The following is a 19,650-nucleotide window of genomic DNA, read 5'->3' as shown; positions in this document are numbered from 1 at the left end:
AGGTGACCGGCATGGAGTTCAGCAAAGGGCACGGCACCGAGAACGACTTCGTGATCCTCCCCGATCCCGACGCGCGGTTGGATCTCGCGCCCGAACGGATCGCGGCGCTGTGCGACCGCCGCCGCGGGCTCGGCGCCGACGGTGTTCTCCGTGTCGCGCGCACCGGAGCCCTCGTGTCCGCCGGGGTGCTACCCGAACTCCCCGAAGGCACCGGCGCCGACGACTGGTTCATGGACTACAGGAATGCGGACGGGTCGATCGCCGAGATGTGCGGCAACGGGGTCCGGGTCTTCGCGCACTACCTCACGGCCCACGGTCTCGAGACGGGGCGGGACTTCGTGGTCGGCAGCCGCGCGGGCGGAAAGCCGGTTCAGGTGCATGCGACCGGACCCGTCTTCGGCGAGGTCACCGTGGACATGGGACTCGTCCGGCAACTCGGCACGTCCACCGCAACGCTCGACGGCCGCTTCTACAGTGGAATCGGCATCGACGTCGGAAACCCGCACCTGGCGTGCGTCGACCCCGCTCTGACCGAGTCGAGTCTCGCAGCGCTCGATCTGACTGCGCCCGGGTTCGACCCGGGGTTCTTCCCGCAGGGGGTCAACATCGAGTTTCTGACGCCGATCCTCTCCGGGGCGGTACACATGCGAGTGCACGAGCGCGGTGTGGGGGAGACCCGCTCCTGCGGAACCGGAACCGTGGCCGCTGCGGCTGCCGCGCTGAACTACGACGGCAGCGAGGAAGGCGTGGTCCAGGTGCGTGTGCCCGGCGGCTCCGTAGAGGTGCGTATCGAGCAGGGCCGTGCGTGGCTGCGGGGTCCCTCGGTCCTCGTCGCGAAGGGTGAGCTTGCAGACGACTGGTGGTCGTCCCTCCGGTGACCTGGCCTCTCCCCGGTGGAGGCGGCAGAAACTCGAATGCATCGATTCGGGCTTCATGGGAACATGGAGGCGTATGACAAACACATCGCACACCCACCGTGCCACCACAGAAGACAGTCCCGACGATGCGAACACCGCACACGGAGACTGGACCGTCGACGATCCGTCCGTCGGCGAGATGCAACTCGACGATCGCGCCGCCCTTCGGCGCGTCTCCGGGCTGTCCACCGAACTCGAAGATGTCACCGAGGTCGAGTACCGCCAGCTGAGGCTGGAGCGGGTCGTGCTCGTGGGTGTCTGGACCGGCGGTACGTCCGCGCAGGCCGACGCGAGCCTCGCCGAACTCGCCGCACTCGCGGAGACTGCCGGCTCGGAGGTCCTCGACGGACTGATCCAGCGTCGCGACAAACCCGACGCCGCGACCTACATCGGCTCCGGCAAGGCGGAGGAACTCCGTCAGATCGTCCTTGCCACCGGCGCCGACACCGTCATCTGCGACGGTGAGCTCACCCCTGCGCAGCTGACAGCGCTGGAAAAGGTGGTCAAGGTCAAGGTCATCGACCGGACGGCGCTGATCCTCGACATCTTCGCGCAGCACGCGACGTCGCGCGAAGGCAAGGCACAGGTCTCCCTCGCACAGATGGAGTACATGCTGCCCCGCCTGCGTGGCTGGGGTGAGTCGATGTCGCGCCAGGCGGGCGGCCGTGCCGGCAGCAACGGCGGCGTCGGTCTTCGCGGTCCGGGCGAGACCAAGATCGAAACGGACCGTCGGCGTATCCGCGAACGGATGGCGAAGCTGCGCCGCGAGATCAAGGGTATGAAGGCAGCGCGCGACACCAAACGGACCAGGCGGCTGCGCAACCGGATTCCGTCGGTGGCGATCATCGGTTACACCAACGCCGGCAAGTCCAGCCTGCTCAACGCGCTGACCGGCTCGGGTGTGCTGGTGCAGAACGCTCTCTTCGCGACACTCGATCCGACGACCCGCCGGGCAGCCCTGCCCGACGGCCGCGAGTTCGTCCTGACCGACACGGTCGGGTTCGTCCGGCACCTCCCGACCCAGCTGGTCGAGGCATTCCGGTCGACGCTCGAGGAGGTCGCCGACGCCGATCTGCTGCTGCACGTCGTCGACGGTTCCGATCCGATGCCCACCGAGCAGATCAAGGCGGTGCGCGAGGTCGTCACGGAGGTGTTGCGCGAGAGCGACACACCGCCGCCGCCGGAACTGATCGTGGTCAACAAGGTCGACGCCGCCGATCCGGTGACGCTGACCCAGCTCCGCAGCCTGCTCACCGATGCGGTGTTCGTCTCCGCTCGCACAGGCGAGGGCATGGACGAATTGCGCACGCGGCTCGCCGGCGTCCTCGAGGACCCCGACGTGGAGGTGAAGGTGCTCGTTCCCTACACCCGCGGAGACCTGCTCGCCCGTATCCACTCCGACGGGCAGATCCTGGACTCGGCACACGAATCCGACGGCACGCGTGTGCATGCCAGGGTTCCGATGGCGCTCGCCTCGGCATTGGGCGAATACGCCGCCTGATGCGCGGTGTGCGCAGCTCGGCTGCGGGGGTCCCGCTCCTGCTTGCCGTGGTGCTCGCGGCGCCGGCGGGTGCAGACGACGGACAGGTCCCGTCGGCCGGGGTAGTACCCGAGGTGCTCTGCACCCCGAGCGATCCCGCACTCGCCGAACTGTCGGGTCTGGCGGTGCTCGGCGGACGGGTGTTCGCGACACCCGACGCGGGCCCCGACGAGAGAATCGTCGAACTCGATTCCGAGTGCGCTGTGGTGCAACGGTTTCCGGCTCCCGCCGATCCGTACGACGTCGAGGACATGGCAGCCGGGTCCGACGGCCGGTTGTGGCTCGCGGATCTCGGTGACAACTCCCGTAACCGGCAGACCGTGGCGCTCGTCTCGCTCGATCCCGAGTCCGGCGCAGGCGACCTGTATCGCCTCCGCTACCCGGACGGTCCCCAGGACGCGGAAACTCTTCTCGTGTCGGCCGACGGCGAGCCTGTCGTCGTCACCAAGTCGTTGTTCGGGCCGAGCGGGATCTACCGGCCGGCCGGCGCCCGCACCGTGACCGAACTCGAGTCGCCCGGACCCACAGATCTCGAGCGGGTCGGCACTCTCGCTCTCGGCCCTACCGAGACCCCGGGCGGACCGGTCCCGGGAGCGTCCTCGTCGATGATCACCGGGGGAGCCGTCAGCGAGGACGGGACGGTCGCGGCGGTACGGACCTACACCGACGTGTACCTCTTCCACGCCCCGGACCGCGACATCGTCGCGGCGCTGTTGTCCGGCCCGGACCTGCGGATCGCCGTCCCCGGAGAACCACAGGGCGAGGCGGTAGCGTTCACCGCGGACGGTGATCTGCTGACGGCGTCGGAGGTGAACTCCGACACCGGGGAACAGCCCCCCGTCCGGATCGTGCGCGGGGTCACAGACCTCTTCGTCGCCGACAGTCCCGAGGACGCCGGCGACGAAGAGTTGTCGACCGCAGTGTTGCCCGTGGTGGGCGCGGTGGCTGCGGCGGTGGTCGTGCTCGCGCTCGCAGCAGTGGTGGCGATCAGGCGTCGAGGTCGGTAGCCACCAGTTTCGCCACCTGATCGAGAACGGCGTCGTCGTCGCACGTGACAGTCACCTCGGTGCCCTGAGAAGCGCCGAGCGTCATGATCATCAGAGCCGAACCGGCATCCACCGGCTCGCCTCCGGCCACGGAGAGCGTCACGGGAACACCCGAGGCGACCACGGCCTCGGAGATGATTCCGGCGGGACGGGCGTGCAGGCCGATGGACGAGCCGACGGCGACGGTGGTGCTGGGCATGGGATCTCCTTCGATCGCGAACGGGACGGGTTCAGGAACGGACTGCGGTGGGCTGAGAATCGGACTCGTCGGCGATGGCGTCGGTGGTGTGGGTGACTTCCTTGGCGATGGTGACGGCGATTCCTGCCACAATCGTGCCCGCCACCAGTGCCACGAGGAACCACACCACGTGATCCATCGCGAAGAGGACGAACAGTCCTCCGTGCGGGGCGGACAACGTGACGCCCGTGGCCATGACGAGGCCGCCGGTGAGCGCGCCGCCGAGCATCATGGACGGGATTACGCGGAAGGGGTCCGCCGCTGCGAACGGGATCGCGCCTTCCGAGATGAAGGACGCCCCGAGCAGCCATGCGGCCTTCCCGTTCTCGCGTTCGGCCTCGCTGTAGAGACGCGGCCGGATCTGCGACGACAGCGCCATCGCGAGCGGCGGGACCATGCCGGCAGCCATGACCGCGGCCATGATCTGCAGCGACGCCAGGTTGTTCACGTCCAGTCCCGCGACGGCGAACGCGTACGCGGCCTTGTTGACCGGCCCCCCGAGGTCGAAGCACATCATCAGGCCGAGGATGACGCCGAGCAGTACTGCCGAGCCTCCGGAGAGGCCGTTGAGCCAGTTGGTCAATCCCGAGGTAATCGCCGCGAGCGGGCGTCCGAGCACGAGGAACATCAGGCCGCCGACGATGAGGCTCGCGAGCAGCGGAATGATCACGACGGGCATCAGGCCCCGAGCCCAGGCAGGCAGCGGGATACGGGCCACCCACAGCGCGGCGAAGCCGCCGATCAGGCCGCCGATCAGGCCGCCGATGAACCCGGCTCCCACGAAGACGGCGACGGCGCCGGCCGTGAAACCCGGTGCCAGGCCTGGTCTGTCGGCAATCGCGAACGCGATGTATCCGGCGAGAGCCGGCACCAGGAAGGAGAATGCCAGCGACCCGATCTGATACAGCACCGCACCGAGATAGGTTGTCAGGCCACCGTCGGGGAGATTGGTGAGGCTGTTGTCGAGGACGATGTCGGCGGCGAAGTCGCCGATCTCGTGTCCGGCGAGAAGGAAGCCGAGCGCGATGAGCAGGCCGCCGGCGGCGACGAACGGGATCATGTAGCTCACGCCGGTGAGCAGGATCTGCCGCAGGCGGGTGCCCCAGCCCAGATCGGATCCCGTGTCGCCGCCTTCCGGCGTCGCGGCGGACGTGTCGGTCTCCACCGTGCGCGCCGACGGATCGGATGCGGCCCGCAGCGCCTCGGCGATCATGACGTCGGGTTCGTTGATCGCGCGTTTGACTCCGGAGGCGATCACGGGCTTACCACCGAAGCGTTCGCGTCCCTTGACTCCGACATCCGTCGCGAAAATCACAGCGTCCGCCTCGGCGATCGCGGAGGCGGGAAGCGGTGTGCTGCCGCTCGAGCCTTGCGTCTCGACGCGGAGGGTCACTCCGGCGCGTTCGGCGGCAGCGGTCAATGCGTCTGCGGCCATGTAGGTGTGGGCAATACCCGTGGGGCACGCGGTCACCGCGACGATCGTCCGGGAATCGGGAGAGGTCGACGCCTCGGCGTCCTCCCGCGCGTGGGTGCCGGCCACAGCGCCCGTGGGGCTCTCCGTGGTGGCGCCCGGCGGGGCCGCGGCGGCTGCGGCCGGCTGCGGTTCACTTCCTGTTCCCGGTGTCCGGGGCGGAAGGACGCTCTCGACCAGAGTGATGACCTCGTCGGCGGACTTCGCGTCGCGCAGCGAGGCAACGAAGTCCGGCCGCACCAGCGCCCGCGCGAGCGCGGTGAGCACCTTCATGTGATCGGCACCGGCGCCCTCGGGGGCGGCGATGAGGAACACCAGGTCGGCGGGCCCGTCGGGAGCCCCGAAATCGACCTTCGGCGACAATCGGGCGAAGGCCAGGGAAGGCGTGGTGACGGAGTCGGCCCGGGCGTGGGGAATGGCCAGCCCGCCGGGAAGCCCGGTGGCCGACTTGGCTTCCCGGTCGAGGACCGATGCAGCGAGTGCTTCGGCGTCGGATGCGCGACCGGCAGCACCGAGGCGTCCGGCGAGTGCCGAGATCACCGACGCCCTGTCGGACCCCAGATCGACGTCGAGGGAAATGAGATCAGCGTCGATGATCGCCGGGCGGTCGCCGGGATCGGATGCGCTGTGTGTCATGACGTGTCCTTACGGGTGTGAGGGGAGAGCGCGGGTGGGTGGCTCCGGACGGTCTTGAAGGCCGGTGATGCGCACGGCGTTCGGATCGACGGATTCGGGTCCGGGAAGTTCGGTGCCGGGCAATTCGACGGCGGCGCTGCCGTACGCGACCGCGTACCGCAGGCAGTCCGCGCTTCCGTGCCCGGCACGCTCTGCGACGAGGTAGCCGGCCAGGGACGAGTCCCCGGCGCCCACGGTGCTGCGCACCGTCGCCGGGGCCGTCGATGCGTGCCACGCACCGTCGGAGGTGACGAGGACTGCGCCTGCCGCCCCGAGCGTCGCGAGAACTGCTCCGACGCCCCGCTCGACCAGAACCCGGCCGGCGTCGACGACCGGGCCGACATCACCGACTGCGGCGCGCGCCTCCAACGTGGCCGCGTCGGCGCCGGTGAGCTGGGCGAGTTCGTCGGAGTTGGGCTTGATCAGATCCGGCGCGGCTGCGGGAAACTGTTCCGCGAGCGCGAGCAGCGGGGCTTCCGAGGTGTCTACCGCGATGCGGCATCCCAGGCTTCGCAGTGCCGTGACCAGGTCGGCGTACCAGATGTCGGGGATGCCGGGTGGCAGCGAACCGCACAGGACCGTCCAGGACGCGTCGCGCGCGGAGTCGAGCAGAGCCGTGTGGAGTTCGCCGAGGGTGCGACCCGTGCACGTGTTCCCCGGTTCGTTGATCTTGGTGGTGGTGCCGTCCGGTTCGGCGATCGTGATGTTGTTGCGGGCCGGCCCGGAGGTGGCGACAGCCCGGTACGGCACCGCGCGCTCGTCGAGAGCGGTCAGCAGCGGATCACCGGGATCGGCGGGAAGAACCGCGACCACGTCGCGTCCGGCACGGCGCAGGACGCGGGCGACGTTGATGCCCTTCCCTCCCGGGTCGACCGTCGTTCCGGTGGTGCGGAGAACCGCACCGCGCACGAGCGCGCCGTTGAGTCCGACGGTGCGATCCAGGCTGGGATTGGCAGTCAATGTGACGATCACGCGATCACCACCTCGATTCCGAGTTCGGCGAGTTGCTTGTGGTCCGTTTCCTCGATGTCGCTGTCGGTGACGAGGACATCGACGGCGGAAATGGGCGCGAAACGGAGAAGATTCCGGCGTCCGACCTTCGATGAATCTGTCACCACCACAACGCGTTCCGCGCAGCGGACGATGGACCGTTTGACCGCGGCTTCGTCCGCATCGGGCGTGCTCAGCCCGTGTTCGACGGTGAGCGCGTTGGTTCCGACGAACGCCACGTCGACATGCAGGATCTCGAGGAACTGCACGGCGTCCGGTCCCACCGCGGCTTGCGTGACGCCCCGCACGCGTCCGCCGATCAGGTGAAGTTGCACGGAGGGGAGTGCTGCGAGGCGGGCGGCGATGGGTACGGAATTGGTCGCGATGGTGAGTTCGGTGTCGGTGGGCAGGGCCGAGACCATCCTGCCGGTCGTGGTGCCGGCGTCGAAGACGACGCTTCCGCCGGAGGACGGGAGGAATGCGGCCGCTGCGGCGGCGATCCGGTTCTTCTGGTCAGCCCGCGAGTGTTCCCGGTCCGCCAGTGCGGGTTCGGTGACCGTGAGTGCCGCGAAGGGAACTGCGCCGCCGTGGACCCGGCGCACGTGGCCGAGTCGTTCGAGCAGTGCGAGGTCCCGTCGCACGGTTTCGGTGGTGACGCCGTACCGATCGGCGAGCGCGGCCACGGACATGCGTCCTCTGTGACCGATCAGGTCCGCTATCGCCTGTTGGCGTTCCTCCGCGTACACCCACACTCCTTCGAGGTTTTCTGTTGCTTTATGTTGTTTTACGCCCGTCTGTGTTGACATGTCAAGGGTTCGGAGTAATCTCGATCACATTGATCCCTGCGAGGAGGTATCCATGGGCAACACCGCACGCGTCCTGTCCGGAACGCCGGTTGTTCCGGGCATCGGCTTCGGCCCGGTCATCCGTCCTGCTCCGCGGCCGATCGTGTCACCGGATCCCGTGTCGATTCCGGACACGGCCCGGGAAGCGGAGGTGGGCCGGTTCGAAAGTGCGGTCGCCGATGTCGCGGAACGTCTCCGTGTCCGTTCGTCCCGGGCGTCCGGCGCCGCGTCCGAGGTGCTCGCCGCGACCGCCATGCTCGCCGAGGACCGCGCGTGGAAGGGTGCTGCCGCCACCCGCATCCGTTCCGGGTCCGATGCCGTCTCCGCTGCCACCGCGGCCACCGAACAGTTCGCTGCCGTGTTCGAGAAGATGGGCGGTCTTCAGGCGGAACGTGTCACCGACCTGTTCGACGTGCGCGACCGTGTGATTTCCGAACTGCAGGGCCTCCCCGAGCCCGGCCTCGAAACCCCGGACGTGCCCTCGGTGCTGTTCGCCGACGACCTGGCCCCGGCCGATACCGCAGGCCTCGATCCCGCACTCGTGGTCGCCATCGCGACCACTCTCGGAGGCCCGACCAGCCACACCGCGATCATCGCGCGCCAACTCGGCATCCCGTGTGTCGTTGCGGCTACCGGCCTCGACGACATCCCGCCCGGGACGCCGGTCCTCGTAGACGGTGCCACCGGGCGGATCGTGATCGAACCGAATCGGGACGAGGCCGACGAGGCGGTGAGCCGCGACCGCGCCGAGCGCGAGCGCACCGCTGCATGGACCGGACCGGGCGCCACCGCCGACGGTCACCCCGTCGACATCCTCGCCAACGTGCAGGACGGGGCAGGCGCACGAGCCGCACGCGAGACTCCCGCGCAGGGTATCGGCCTGTTCCGCACCGAATTGTGTTTCCTCGACCGGGAAACCGAGCCCACGGTGACCGAACAGGCCGACATCTACGGGGAGGTGTTCGACGCGTATGCCGGACGCAAGGTCGTCGTCCGCACCCTCGACGCCGGCTCCGACAAACCGTTGCGCTTCGCGAACCACCCCGAGGAGTCGAACCCGGCTCTCGGTGTTCGCGGCATCAGGATCACGTCGGCCGCACCGGGCATTCTCGAACGCCAGCTCGACGCCGTCGCCGACGCCGCCATCCGGACCGGTGCGTCCCCATGGGTGATGGCTCCGATGATCGCGACGATCGACGAAGCCGCGGAGTTCGCAGCACTGGTCCGGGAACGCAACCTCTCCCCGGGTGTCATGGTCGAAATCCCTTCTGCCGCTCTACTTGCCGACCGGCTGCTCGAACACGTCGACTTTCTCTCGATCGGCACCAACGACCTGGCCCAGTACACGATGGCGGCGGACCGGATGTCCTCGCAGCTCGCTGCCCTCACCACAGCCTGGCAGCCGGCAGTTCTGACCCTCGTAGCGCACACGGCCCGGGCCGGGGCAGCAGTGGGCAAACCTGTCGGCGTCTGCGGAGAGGCGGGAGCAGACCCGCTTCTCGCCTGTGTCCTGGCCGGCATGGGTGTGACGTCGCTGTCCTGTGCGGCGTCCGCGGTCGCGCCGGTGGGCGCCAGGCTGGCGACGGTGACGATGGACCGCTGCCGGGAGGCAGCCGAGGCGGTGCTCGCGTCCGGTGATGCGATGTCCGCGCGATCGGCGGCGACCCGGATCCTGGAGTGACCTGACCGCCGTATCCGCCGACTCCCGAAAACGGGCCCGTTGATCTCGAGCCTCCGAACGCGCCATAGGCGCTGCGGCAGCGTGATCTACTTCAAGAACGGGCCCGATATGCACCCGACCGGCACTCCACCGGTAGGTGGTCGACGGTCCTCATGTGAACGCTAGGTCGACGTGCCCGACACAAGAGGTCGTGATCTTCGTGAACTATTGGGTGAGTGTTCTTTTCCGGGCCATCCCGCTGATGATGATGGCGCTGTGTCTCGGCTTCGGCATCTACGTCTGGACAGCGGCAGACGACCCGGCAAACTTTGTCGCGGGCAGGGTGGTGACATTCCTCGGGGCGATCTGCCTCTGCCTGTTCTGCACTGCGGCGACCATCATCCGCCAGTTGATCGGCCGGTTCAACGAGACCGACCGGATCCTCTATCCGGTGCTCGGATACGCGGCGGCGATCGGAACCGCCGCGTACGGCATCTCACTCTTCCTCGGAGCATCGAGTGCGGGGGAGAGCCCGGACTATGTGGCGGGTCACGTGGTGTTCGGACTCGGACTGATCAGTGGGTGTGTCGCGACCGTTGCCACCGCGTCGACGAAATTCTCGCTCATCCCGCAGAATTCACAGCTACCGGAGCCGGAGGGGGACAGAGAGCCTCCGGAAACGGCCTTCTCTCCGACCACCGCGCTGGTGCTGTGCCTGATTCCCGTGGTACTTGCGATCGTGGCCTGGGCCTTTGCGATCACCAACCTGGTACTCGGGACGACGCCCGCGCGTTTCACCGTGGGGCACGTCGTCGCAGGACTGGCACTGATCTGTACGGCGCTGATCGGGCTGGTCGTGAGCATCGTGCGGCAGATCCAGGACACCTACCGCCCTCGGCACCGGATCATCTGGCCCTGGCTCGTGATCGCGGCGGGGACGATCGCTTTCGTCTGGGGCATCGTTCTGCTCGCGTGGAACGGGCCGGACTACTATCGGACGCCGGGCTTCGTAATGGTCGGGCTGGGGCTCGTCTGTTTCAGCATTCTGAGCAAGGTCGGCCTGCTCGCCCTCGTCTGGCGCCGAACGTTCGAACTCGCCAACAGGGTTCCGCTGTTGCCGGTCGTGACGGCGCTGACGTGTCTCTTCCTGGCCGCATTCGTCTTCCAGGCAGCCGTCGACGACGAGAGTGTGTTCATCGCCGCCCGGGTGCTGGTGGGGCTCGGCGCGATCTGCTTCTCGCTCTATTCCATCGTCAGCATCTTGGAGAGTGGCACCTCATCCGGGGATTGATTCGCACTGCGTCGCCCGCTTCGCTGACCTCGGGTGGGGCGACCTGGGCGGCAGGGGGCGCGGAGCCTTAACATTGCGTTTCGTGAACGTACAAGAGGACGGGACCGAGCGAGAGAACGGGACCGAGCGAGAAAACGGGACCGAACGAGTGGACGGGACCGAGCGAGACCGCGAGAGCGGCACCGAGCGCCGACGCTTCGGCGGTCTGGGATGGTCGCTGCACGGCGACGGACGCCACATCGACAAGGGTGCGGTCGTCGCACCGCACGAGCGGCTGTCGTGGCCGCGAACCATCGGCATCGGGATGCAGCACGTCATCGCGATGTTCGGAGCGACGCTGCTCGTCCCCACCATCACCGGCTTCCCGGTGACCACGACGCTGCTCTTCTCCGGTATCGGCACCGCGTTGTTCCTGATACTCACCCGCGGGAGGGTGCCCAGCTACCTCGGGTCGTCGTTCGCGTTCATCGCGCCGCTCACCGCATCCGCCGGTTCGGGTCCCGCCGCTCAACTCGGCGGCATCCTGGTCGCCGGCGTCGTGCTCGCATTGATCGGCCTGCTCGTCAAAGCGCTCGGCGCCCACGTCATCGACGCGGTCATGCCGCCGGTGGTCACCGGCGCGGTGGTGGCACTCATCGGCCTCAATCTCGCCCCCACAGCGGCAGGTTCGTTCGAAGCGCAGCCGCTGATCGCCTTCGTGACACTGGTCGTGATCCTTCTCGTCACCGTGGTAGGACCGGGCATGCTCGGGCGACTGGGCATTCTGGTCGGCGTCGTCGTCGGGTGGATCTTCGCCGCGTTGACCGGATCGCTCGCATCCGAGCGGGTCGACGCCATGCGCGAGGCTGCATGGTTCGGGCTGCCCGAGTTGCGGGGGCCGACGTTCGAACTCTCCGTGATCCTGCTGACGCTTCCCGTGGTCATCGTCCTGGTCGCCGAGAACGTCGGGCACGTCAAGGCGGTAGCCGCCATGACGGGTAAGAACCTCGACGACGTGGCAGGCAATGCGCTGCTGGCCGACGGACTTGCCACCACCCTCGCCGGTGCCGGCGGCGGATCCGGAACCACGACGTATGCCGAGAACATCGGTGTCATGGCTGCCACTCGTGTCTACTCGACCGCGGCCTACTGGGTCGCGGCGGTGACCGCCGTGGTCCTGGCCTTCTCGCCGAAGTTCGGCGCACTCGTCTTCACCGTGCCCGACGGCGTGCTCGGCGGCGCAACACTCGTCCTCTACGGCCTGATCGGCCTTCTGGGCGTGCGGATCTGGATGGACGCCAAGGTCGACTTCACCGACCCGGTGAATCTCACCGTCGCCGCGGCGGCGCTGGTCGCGGGTATCGGTGACCTCACTCTGTCCGTCGGTTCGGTGGAGCTCGGGGGCATCGCCTGGGGTTCGATCGGCATCCTCATCGCGTACCCGATCCTTCGGCGATTGAGTGACCTTCGTCGCTGAGGGTGCGTGCGCGGTCACAAAACTCGCTCGCTCCTGTCAGCGTCACCACACATTTCCGTGCATACGGTTGGGGTGTCGAAAGCCGTCACACACAGGAGCGCAGATGCAACGCACCCTTTTCGAGCCCGAGCACGAACTCTTCCGGGAGTCGTACCGGAAGTTCCTCGAACAGGAGGTGGCCCCCTTCCACGAGCAGTGGGAGAAGGACAAGATCGTCGACCGTGAGGTGTGGAAGAAGGCCGGCGAGCAGGGCTTCCTCGGCATGGCCGTGCCGGAGGAATTCGGCGGCGGCGGGGTGGACGACTTCCGCTACAACACCGTCCTCACCGAGGAGACCACGCGAGGCGGCTTCAGCGGCGTCGGCTTCATGTTGCACAACGACGTGGTGGCGCCGTACCTCCTCGCGCTCACCAACGACGAGCAGAAGAAGCGCTGGCTGCCGGGCTTCTGTTCCGGCGAGATCATCACCGCGATCGCGATGACCGAGCCGGGCACCGGTAGTGACCTGCAGGGCATCAAGACCCGCGCGGTACGCGACGGCGACGACTGGGTGCTCAACGGCTCGAAGACCTTCATCACGAACGGCATCAACGCCGACCTGGTGATCGTCGTGGCCTGCACCGACCCCGACAAGGGCGCGCAGGGGTTCTCGCTGCTCGTCGTCGAGCGTGGCATGCCCGGCTTCGAGCGGGGACGCAACCTCGACAAGATCGGCCTCGCTGCCCAGGACACCGCGGAACTGCACTTCACCGACGTGCGGGTGCCGGCGGCCAACCTCCTCGGCGAAGAGGGACTGGGCTTCATCTACCTGATGCAGAACCTTCCCCAGGAACGTCTGTCGATCGCCGTCGTCGCTGCTGCGGCGATGGAGAAGGTCCTCGAGGACACGATCCAGTACTGCCGCGACCGCAAGGCCTTCGGCAAGCCGATCGGCAAGTTCCAGCACACCCGCTTCGAACTCGCCGAACTGGCGACGGAAACGAAGCTCGCGCGTGTCTTCGTCGACAAGTGCATCGAGGAACTCAATGCCGGCACGCTCACCGTGCAGGAAGCCGCGATGGCGAAGTACTGGACCACCGACAAGCAGGTCGAGCTCATCGATCGCTGCCTGCAGTTGCACGGTGGTTACGGCTACATGCGTGAGTACCCCGTGGCACGCGCCTACCTCGACGCGCGCGTGCAGAAGATCTATGGCGGAACGAACGAGATCATGAAGGAAGTCATCGGGCGCGGACTCGAGATCTGACCTTCGTACCGGCTCGCCCGGTGACCGGATCGGAAGAGGCCGGGGTGCCCCGCACTACGCGGACGGCACCCCGGCCTCGTCGTGTCCGGGAACAGACGCTCAGATCTTGCGGATGACCGTGACGACCTTGCCGAGAATGACGGCGTCGTTGCCCGGAATGGGCTCGAACATGGGATTGTGCGGCATGAGCCACACGTCGTTCTTCACGCGCTTGAAGGTCTTGACGGTGGCTTCACCGTCGAGCATGGCCGCGACGATGTCGCCGTTGTCGGCGACGTTCTGCTGCCGCACGACCACCCAGTCCCCGTCGCAGATCGCCGCGTCGACCATGGACTGACCCACGACCTTGAGCAGGAACAGCGAACCCTGTCCGACGAGTTCGCGGGGGAGCGGGAAGATGTCTTCCACCGACTCCTCTGCGAGGATGGGGCCGCCGGCGGCGATCCGCCCGACCACCGGCACCATCGCGGCCGAGGCCATGAGATCCGGGTCGGAGGTCGCGACGATCGTGGTGGCGGAGCCGGTCTCCGTAGACGTCACCGAGCCGTTGTCGTCGAGTCCGCGGATGTCGACGGCCCGCGGACGGTTTGCGTCACGCCGCAGGAATCCCTTGCGCTCGAGTGTGCGCAACTGGTGCGCCACCGAGGAAGTGGAGTTGAGCCCGACGGCGTCGCCGATCTCCCGGATGCTGGGGGGATACCCGCGAACCGTGAGCGAGTCCCGGATCACCTCGAGGACGCGGCGCTGGCGCTCGGTGAGGCCGGGTGTCGTGTCGTCGGCCGCCTTCCGGCTCCGGCCTGCCGCGGAGTTGCCGTCCGCCATGGTCGTGACCTCCGTGGGTCGAGTGTCGGATGCGATTGGTGTTACCTACCGAATCTATCGACATCGCCCGCGTATATCAAACACCTGTTCGAGATTCATGCGGCGAACGGGTGACGTCCGTCGCGCCCCTGTGATAGAAATTCGAACAGACTTTCGTTCGAACGGATGATCGAATACCCTTACGGTATCGAACGTACGATCGACACGGCGAACGCACACGGAGGTTCCGATGGGTGCAACAGCGGTTCGGCGGAATGCGGCGCACAGTCGAGCGGGGGGTGTGGTGCCGCCGGCGCATCCTCGTACGCGACGGCCGGCACGGAACGGCACGCGACAGCCGTCACGGCTGGTGTCCCGCGCGACACCAGGAGGTGCCGGTGCCTTGTGGGCGGGAGACGAGCGTGTCCGGTCCGGTCGTGCGCCCCAGGTGGATCCGCTCTTCCGGCGCACCCGGATCGTGGCGGCGCGTCCGTCGCAGCGAGCGGTGTCCGACGGCGTCACGTGGCGGCAGATGATTGCCGTTGTGCTGGCCAGCGCGCTCGCCACCGCCGCGCTGCTCACGGTCGCGCACGTTCGGACGAGCCAGGTGACGGCGGGCGCGGGCTCGGCGGTCGTGACGGAGGTACGCGACGGGGAGACGCCTGCTGCGCTGGCTGTGCGGGTCGATCCGGACGCTCCGGTCGATGTCACGCTCGCGCGGATCGCGGAGATGAACGACCTCGACGCGGGGGCCCTGACCTCGGGCCATCGACTCCTGGTGCCCGCGCCGGACCGGGGGTGATTCCGGTGGCGACGCCGTCTGTCGACCCGCCGCACCCGGCCGAACCGGACATGCGGGTATTGTCGTGGACTGTCAGTCACACCACCCCGTGTGGTCGCGTCGGCATCACTGCACCCGAGGGTGGCAGCGATTCCGCCAGGACGGCATCGGTCCCACGCCGGCGTCGCGGCCCTCACGGCAGCGACGAAGGAACCCACATGCACTGCCCGTATTGCCGCCATCCCGATTCTCGGGTGGTCGATTCGCGCGAGGCAGACGAGGGTGCCGCGATCCGTCGCCGCCGGGCATGCCCCGAATGCGGCCGCCGTTTCACCACCGTCGAGACCGCCGTTCTGTCGGTGGTCAAGCGCAGCGGGGTCACCGAACCCTTCAGCCGCGAGAAGGTCGTCCGAGGTGTCGCCCGCGCATGTCAGGGGCGCGACGTCGACAACGATGCGCTCAACAAACTGGCTCAGCAGGTCGAAGACACGATCCGTGCCAAAGGCTCACCCGAGGTGCCCAGTCACGAGGTCGGACTGGCGATCCTCGGCCCGTTGCGCGATCTCGACGAGGTCGCTTACCTGCGCTTCGCGTCGGTGTATCGGTCCTTCAGTTCGGCAGAGGATTTCGAGCGCGAGATCACGGAACTTCGTCAGCACCAGACCGAGCGCGTCCCCGACGCCGACTGAGCGCGGGGTCTGCGCTTCCGCTCAGCGGACGGCGTCGATCGCTTTGAGGACCCGCTTCTCGGACACCGGGATTCGGGTACCCAGTCCCTGCGCGAACAGGCTCACGCGCAACTCTTCGATCATCCAGTAGATATCGACGACGTCGGGCGCCGTTCGGCGTCCTTCGGGAAGCCGTGCCAGCAACCGGTCGTACGCGGAGTACACGCGGTCCAGGACGTCCATGCCCTGCGCGTCGCGTGGGGAACCACCGGGCAGCGCATCGAGGCGCTGCACCGCTGCCGCCAGATACCGGGGCAGTTCCGCGAGGCGGCGCGAACCCAGGTCGGTCACGAATCCGGGGAAAACCAGTGAGGACAACTGTTCTCGTACGTCGTCCGCGGCCTCACCGCGGACCCGCTCGAGTGCGACGCCGACCTCGTGTGCGCCCGAGAGGACCGGGACCACTGCGCGGAGCAGACGGGCGACCGCACCGGGAAGACGGCTACGAACCGTTTTCGCCAGTTCTTCGAACTCCGCCGGTGTGCGTACCGGGGTGCCGTGCGCAGCGATCATCTCGTCCACTGCACACGCCCGGCAGTCCTCGACGAGCGCGTCGAACGAACCGTCGGGGTTGCGGCCGAGGGCGAGGCGTTCGGCGTTGGTGAGGCCGGAGGTGATGGCCTTCGATTTCGTCGGTGCGGTCGCGAGGAGCAGCGTCCGCAGTCCGAGTCGGGTCGCGGCAGCCTGGGCCGACGCGGTGCTCAGGACTCGGACGGCCACACCCGAACCCTCCGCCACGAGCGCCGGGTAACCGGTGACCTGCTGGCCTCCGACACTGCGGGTGACGGTCGGCTCGAGCGTGCCGAGGGTCTCCGCGGTCCAGACCACTGCGGGCGCGCGTTCGGTGCCCGACGCGGCCCGGGATACCTCGGCATCGACCCTGGTGGACAGTCGGGCCCGAAGTTCGGTCAGGCTCTTGCTGCGCGCCAGAACCGTGCCCTTCTCGTCCACCGCCGCAAAAGTCATGCGGAGGTGGTCGGGGAGAGCCGCAAGGTCGAAGTCGCCCGGTTCGATACGGCAGTTGCCGAGCCGGGAGCATTCACGCGCGACCGCATTGACGAGCGGTTCGGAACGGGGAGTCACCGACGCGAGCACTGCGGCCGCATAGTCGGGCGCGGGAACAACCTGCCGCCGAAGAGGTTTCGGCAGAGTCTTGATCAGTGCTGTGACGAGGTCCTGCCGCATCCCGGGAACGAGCCAGTCGAAGCCGACCGGGCGGACGTTGGCGAGCAGTGCGACCGGAATCCGTGCTGTCACACCGTCGTTCTCGGTGCCCGGCTCGAATTGGTAGGTGAGCGGGAACTGCATCTCCCCTTGACGCCAGGCGTCGGGGTAGTCCCCTTCGAGGACCGCGGCGGCATCCTGGTTGACGACGGTTTCAGGGGTGAACGTCAGCAGGTCGGGCTGGGAGTGCCGGGTTTTCTTCCACCACGTGTCGAAGTGCCGGGCGGAGACGACGTCCGGACCGACCCGCTCGTCGTAGAACTCGAAGAGCGTGTCGTCGTCGACGACGATGTCGCGCCGGCGCGCGCGGTGCTCGAGTTCTTCGACGTCCTCGAGCAGTGCCCGGTTGGCGTGGAAGAATTTGTGGCGCGTCCGCCACTCGCCCTGGACGAGTGCGTGGCGGATGAACAACTCACGCGAGACCTCGGGATCGATCCGTCCGTACTGCACGGGCCGTTGGGCGACGAGGGGAATGCCGTAGAGGGTGACGCGCTCGTACGCCATCGCGGACTCGTGCTTGATGGACCAGTGCGGCTCGGAGTACGTCCGCTTGATCAGATGCGGAGCGAGTTTCTCGACCCATTCCGGTTCGACGCGCGCGACCATCCGTGCCCACAGCCGCGACGTTTCCACCAGTTCTGCGGCCATCACCCAGCGCGGGGGTTTCTTGAACAGGGACGAGCCGGGGAAGATCGCGAAGTGCGCACCGCGGGCGCCCAGGTAATCGCGCTTGTCGCCTTCGCGGAGGCCGACGTGCGAGAGCAGGCCGGCGAGGAGCGAGCGGTGGATCGCCTCGTCGCTCACGGGCCGGTGATGTGTCTCCCAGCCGAGCGAGACGGTGATCTGGCGCAGTTGCCCTTGCAGATCCTGCCATTCACGGATGCGCAGCCAATGCAGGAATTCGTCGCGGCACATTCTCCGGAATCGGCTGGAGGACAGCTCTTTCCGTTGCTCTTTCAGGTAATCCCACAGGCGTAGGAAGGCGAGGAAATCCGAGCCCTCCACGGCGAAGCGGGCGTGCTTCTCGTCGGCCGCCTGCTGGAACTCCGAGGGTCGCTCCCGTACGTCCTGGATCGACAGCGCCGAGACGATGATGAGAATCTCGCGCAGACATCCGTTGCGATGGCCCTCGACGATCATCCGGGCCATGCGCGGATCCACCGGAAGCCGGGCGATCTCACGTCCTGTTGCGGTCAGCCGCGGCGATTCCCCGGCCTTGGCCGGTTCGAGCGCTCCGAGTTCCTCGAGCAGCGCGATGCCGTCGCGGATCGCACGCGGGTCGGGTGGTTCGACGAAGGGGAACGAACCGATGTCTCCGAGACCGAGTGCGGTCATCTGCAACACGACCGACGCCAGGTTCGTGCGGAGGATCTCCGGCTCGGTGAACTCGGGGCGGCCCTCGAAATCGTCTTCCGAGTAGAGCCGGATACAGATTCCGTCGGCGACACGTCCGCATCGGCCAGCGCGCTGGCGAGCGGAGGCCTGGGAAATCTCCTCGATCGGGAGACGCTGCACCTTGGTGCGCACCGAATAACGGGAGATGCGCGCTGTACCCGGATCGACGACGTAGCGGATACCCGGCACCGTCAGCGACGTCTCCGCGACGTTGGTCGACAGGACTACCCGGCGGCCGGTGTGGGAGGAGAACACGCGGTGTTGCTCGGCGGCGGAGAGCCTGCCGTACAACGGCAGGATCTCGGTGTTGCGGAGTTTGCGGTCGTGCAGCGCGTCCGCGGTATCCCGGATCTCGCGTTCGCCGGAGAGGAAGACCAGGATGTCGCCGTCACCGGCCGACTGGAGTTCCTCGACCGCCTCGCACACCGCGTCGACGGGGTCTCGGTCGACGAGCTGGTCACCGATCTCCACGGTGAGCGGCCGGTAGCGCACCTCCACCGGATAGGTCCGCCCGGACACCTCGACGATCGGCGCCGGTGTTCCGTCCGCATCGGCGAAATGCCGGGCGAAACGTTCGGGATCGATGGTGGCCGAGGTGATGATCACCTTCAGGTCGGGCCGTCGCGGCAGCAACTGGCGGAGATAGCCCAGCAGGAAATCGATGTTGAGGCTGCGTTCGTGCGCCTCGTCGATGATGAGGGTGTCGTACTGGCGCAGCATGCGGTCACGCTGGATCTCGGCAAGCAGAATGCCGTCGGTCATCAGTTTGACGAGTGTCGACCCGGACACCTCATCGGTGAAGCGCACGGTGTAGCCGACGGTGTCGCCCACTTCCGAGCCGAGTTCCTCGGCGAGCCGCTCGGCCACCGCACGGGCTGCGATCCGGCGTGGCTGGGTGTGGCCGACGAGACCGCGAACCCCGCGACCGAGCTCGAGACAGATCTTGGGAATCTGGGTGGTTTTCCCCGATCCCGTCTCACCTGCGACCACCACGACCTGGTGATCGCGGATCGCCGCGGCGATGTCGTCCTTGCGCTGGGAAACGGGCAGGTCCTCGGGATACGTGATCGCCGGGACCGCGGCGGCACGGTCGGCGAGACGCCCGCGGGCGCGCTCGATCTCGGCGGCGATGCCGGCGAGTGCGTCCTCGCCACGTGCGCGGTCGAGACGGCGGCGGAGGCGGTGTTCGTCGCGGAGCGACACGTCGGCGAGCGCCGACTTCAGGTCGCGGCGGTTCGGGGCAGGGGAGATGGACATGCTGAGTACACAGCCTAGCGAAACGCCCGGGCCCGGGGCTCGCGGAGGCCTGCGTCGAACCGGAAACCGGGGACCGGCTCGAGGGAACA

At 67.8% G+C, this 19,650-nt stretch carries 15 protein-coding genes; 9 read left to right on the top strand and 6 right to left on the bottom strand.

Features of this window, described 5'->3' with window-relative positions; all coding sequences use genetic code 11:
* The first annotated feature begins 11 nt into the window (after positions 1–11).
* The 3 genes from dapF to HF886_RS11800 all read left to right on the top strand — a co-directional run bounded on the left by dapF (position 12) and on the right by HF886_RS11800 (position 3,464).
* Positions 12–878 (top strand): diaminopimelate epimerase, encoded by an 867-nt coding sequence (gene dapF, locus HF886_RS11810; protein WP_169652390.1) that lies wholly within the window; start codon positions 12–14, stop codon positions 876–878.
* A 73-nt stretch (positions 879–951) separates the two neighbouring features.
* Entirely contained in the window at positions 952–2,418 is a 1,467-nt protein-coding gene (hflX, locus tag HF886_RS11805; RefSeq protein WP_169652389.1) for a GTPase HflX, read from the top strand.
* Entirely contained in the window at positions 2,418–3,464 is a 1,047-nt protein-coding gene (locus HF886_RS11800) for a hypothetical protein (protein ID WP_169652388.1), read from the top strand. The genes hflX and HF886_RS11800 overlap by 1 nt, the downstream gene beginning before the upstream one ends.
* Here the strand turns inward: HF886_RS11800 and HF886_RS11795 are convergent.
* Genes HF886_RS11795 through HF886_RS11780 form a run of 4 tightly spaced genes read right to left on the bottom strand, consistent with a single transcriptional unit; the run spans position 3,445 to position 7,623 of the window.
* Positions 3,445–3,702 carry an HPr family phosphocarrier protein gene (locus HF886_RS11795; RefSeq protein WP_169620645.1) on the bottom strand — a complete coding sequence of 86 codons (258 nt, stop codon included), beginning with the start codon at positions 3,700–3,702 and terminating at the stop codon, positions 3,445–3,447. The genes HF886_RS11800 and HF886_RS11795 overlap by 20 nt on opposite strands.
* A 31-nt stretch (positions 3,703–3,733) precedes the next feature.
* On the bottom strand, positions 3,734–5,848 hold the full coding sequence (locus tag HF886_RS11790) for a fructose-specific PTS transporter subunit EIIC (protein ID WP_169620646.1): 2,115 nt from the start codon (positions 5,846–5,848) through the stop codon (positions 3,734–3,736).
* Between the two features lie 9 nt (positions 5,849–5,857).
* Entirely contained in the window at positions 5,858–6,859 is a 1,002-nt protein-coding gene (pfkB, locus tag HF886_RS11785; protein WP_169620647.1) for a 1-phosphofructokinase, read from the bottom strand.
* Positions 6,856–7,623, bottom strand: coding sequence for a DeoR/GlpR family DNA-binding transcription regulator (locus tag HF886_RS11780; RefSeq protein WP_169652387.1), 768 nt, complete (start codon positions 7,621–7,623; stop codon positions 6,856–6,858). Before HF886_RS11780 ends, pfkB begins: the two co-directional genes overlap by 4 nt.
* 112 nt (positions 7,624–7,735) lie before the next feature.
* On the opposite strand from HF886_RS11780, the gene ptsP reads away from it, so the two are divergent.
* The 4 genes from ptsP (at position 7,736) to HF886_RS11760 (ending at position 13,375) form a co-directional block, all read left to right on the top strand.
* Complete coding sequence (gene ptsP / locus HF886_RS11775; RefSeq protein WP_169652386.1) at positions 7,736–9,403, top strand: phosphoenolpyruvate--protein phosphotransferase; 1,668 nt, start codon at positions 7,736–7,738, stop codon at positions 9,401–9,403.
* A gap of 211 nt (positions 9,404–9,614) precedes the next feature.
* On the top strand, positions 9,615–10,673 hold the full coding sequence (locus HF886_RS11770) for a DUF2776 family protein (protein ID WP_206038725.1): 1,059 nt from the start codon (positions 9,615–9,617) through the stop codon (positions 10,671–10,673).
* A 205-nt stretch (positions 10,674–10,878) separates the two neighbouring features.
* A complete protein-coding gene (locus HF886_RS11765) occupies positions 10,879–12,129 on the top strand; it encodes a solute carrier family 23 protein (protein WP_169652463.1) in 1,251 nt (416 codons plus the stop codon).
* Between the two features lie 103 nt (positions 12,130–12,232).
* Positions 12,233–13,375 carry an acyl-CoA dehydrogenase family protein gene (locus HF886_RS11760; protein WP_169652385.1) on the top strand — a complete coding sequence of 381 codons (1,143 nt, stop codon included), beginning with the start codon at positions 12,233–12,235 and terminating at the stop codon, positions 13,373–13,375.
* 99 nt (positions 13,376–13,474) lie between these two features.
* On the opposite strand, the gene lexA is transcribed toward HF886_RS11760, so the two are convergent.
* On the bottom strand, positions 13,475–14,197 hold the full coding sequence (gene lexA / locus HF886_RS11755) for a transcriptional repressor LexA (RefSeq protein WP_169652384.1): 723 nt from the start codon (positions 14,195–14,197) through the stop codon (positions 13,475–13,477).
* A 382-nt stretch (positions 14,198–14,579) separates the two neighbouring features.
* On the opposite strand from lexA, the gene HF886_RS11750 reads away from it, so the two are divergent.
* Positions 14,580–14,978, top strand: coding sequence for a hypothetical protein (locus HF886_RS11750; RefSeq protein WP_240955074.1), 399 nt, complete (start codon positions 14,580–14,582; stop codon positions 14,976–14,978).
* Positions 14,979–15,175: 197 nt separating this feature from the next.
* A complete protein-coding gene (gene nrdR, locus HF886_RS11745; protein ID WP_169620652.1) occupies positions 15,176–15,646 on the top strand; it encodes a transcriptional regulator NrdR in 471 nt (156 codons plus the stop codon).
* A 21-nt stretch (positions 15,647–15,667) separates the two neighbouring features.
* On the opposite strand, the gene hrpA is transcribed toward nrdR, so the two are convergent.
* Positions 15,668–19,561 carry an ATP-dependent RNA helicase HrpA gene (gene hrpA, locus HF886_RS11740; protein WP_169652383.1) on the bottom strand — a complete coding sequence of 1,298 codons (3,894 nt, stop codon included), beginning with the start codon at positions 19,559–19,561 and terminating at the stop codon, positions 15,668–15,670.
* Positions 19,562–19,650: the final 89 nt, after the last annotated feature.

This window comes from Rhodococcus sp. 105337 (assembly GCF_012844225.1).
In the GTDB taxonomy this organism is placed as follows: Bacteria; Actinomycetota; Actinomycetes; order Mycobacteriales; family Mycobacteriaceae; genus Rhodococcus.
This window is presented reverse-complemented; position numbering and strand designations above follow the sequence as displayed.

Coding starts and splice junctions, on each gene's coding strand:
- lexA (WP_169652384.1), bottom strand. CDS start 14,197: ATGGCGGACGGCAACTCCGCGGCAGGCCGGAGCCGGAAGGCGGCCGAC.
- hrpA (WP_169652383.1), bottom strand. CDS start 19,561: ATGTCCATCTCCCCTGCCCCGAACCGCCGCGACCTGAAGTCGGCGCTC.
- hflX (WP_169652389.1), top strand. CDS start 952: ATGACAAACACATCGCACACCCACCGTGCCACCACAGAAGACAGTCCC.
- HF886_RS11800 (WP_169652388.1), top strand. CDS start 2,418: ATGCGCGGTGTGCGCAGCTCGGCTGCGGGGGTCCCGCTCCTGCTTGCC.
- ptsP (WP_169652386.1), top strand. CDS start 7,736: ATGGGCAACACCGCACGCGTCCTGTCCGGAACGCCGGTTGTTCCGGGC.
- HF886_RS11790 (WP_169620646.1), bottom strand. CDS start 5,848: ATGACACACAGCGCATCCGATCCCGGCGACCGCCCGGCGATCATCGAC.
- HF886_RS11760 (WP_169652385.1), top strand. CDS start 12,233: ATGCAACGCACCCTTTTCGAGCCCGAGCACGAACTCTTCCGGGAGTCG.
- HF886_RS11795 (WP_169620645.1), bottom strand. CDS start 3,702: ATGCCCAGCACCACCGTCGCCGTCGGCTCGTCCATCGGCCTGCACGCC.
- dapF (WP_169652390.1), top strand. CDS start 12: ATGGAGTTCAGCAAAGGGCACGGCACCGAGAACGACTTCGTGATCCTC.
- nrdR (WP_169620652.1), top strand. CDS start 15,176: ATGCACTGCCCGTATTGCCGCCATCCCGATTCTCGGGTGGTCGATTCG.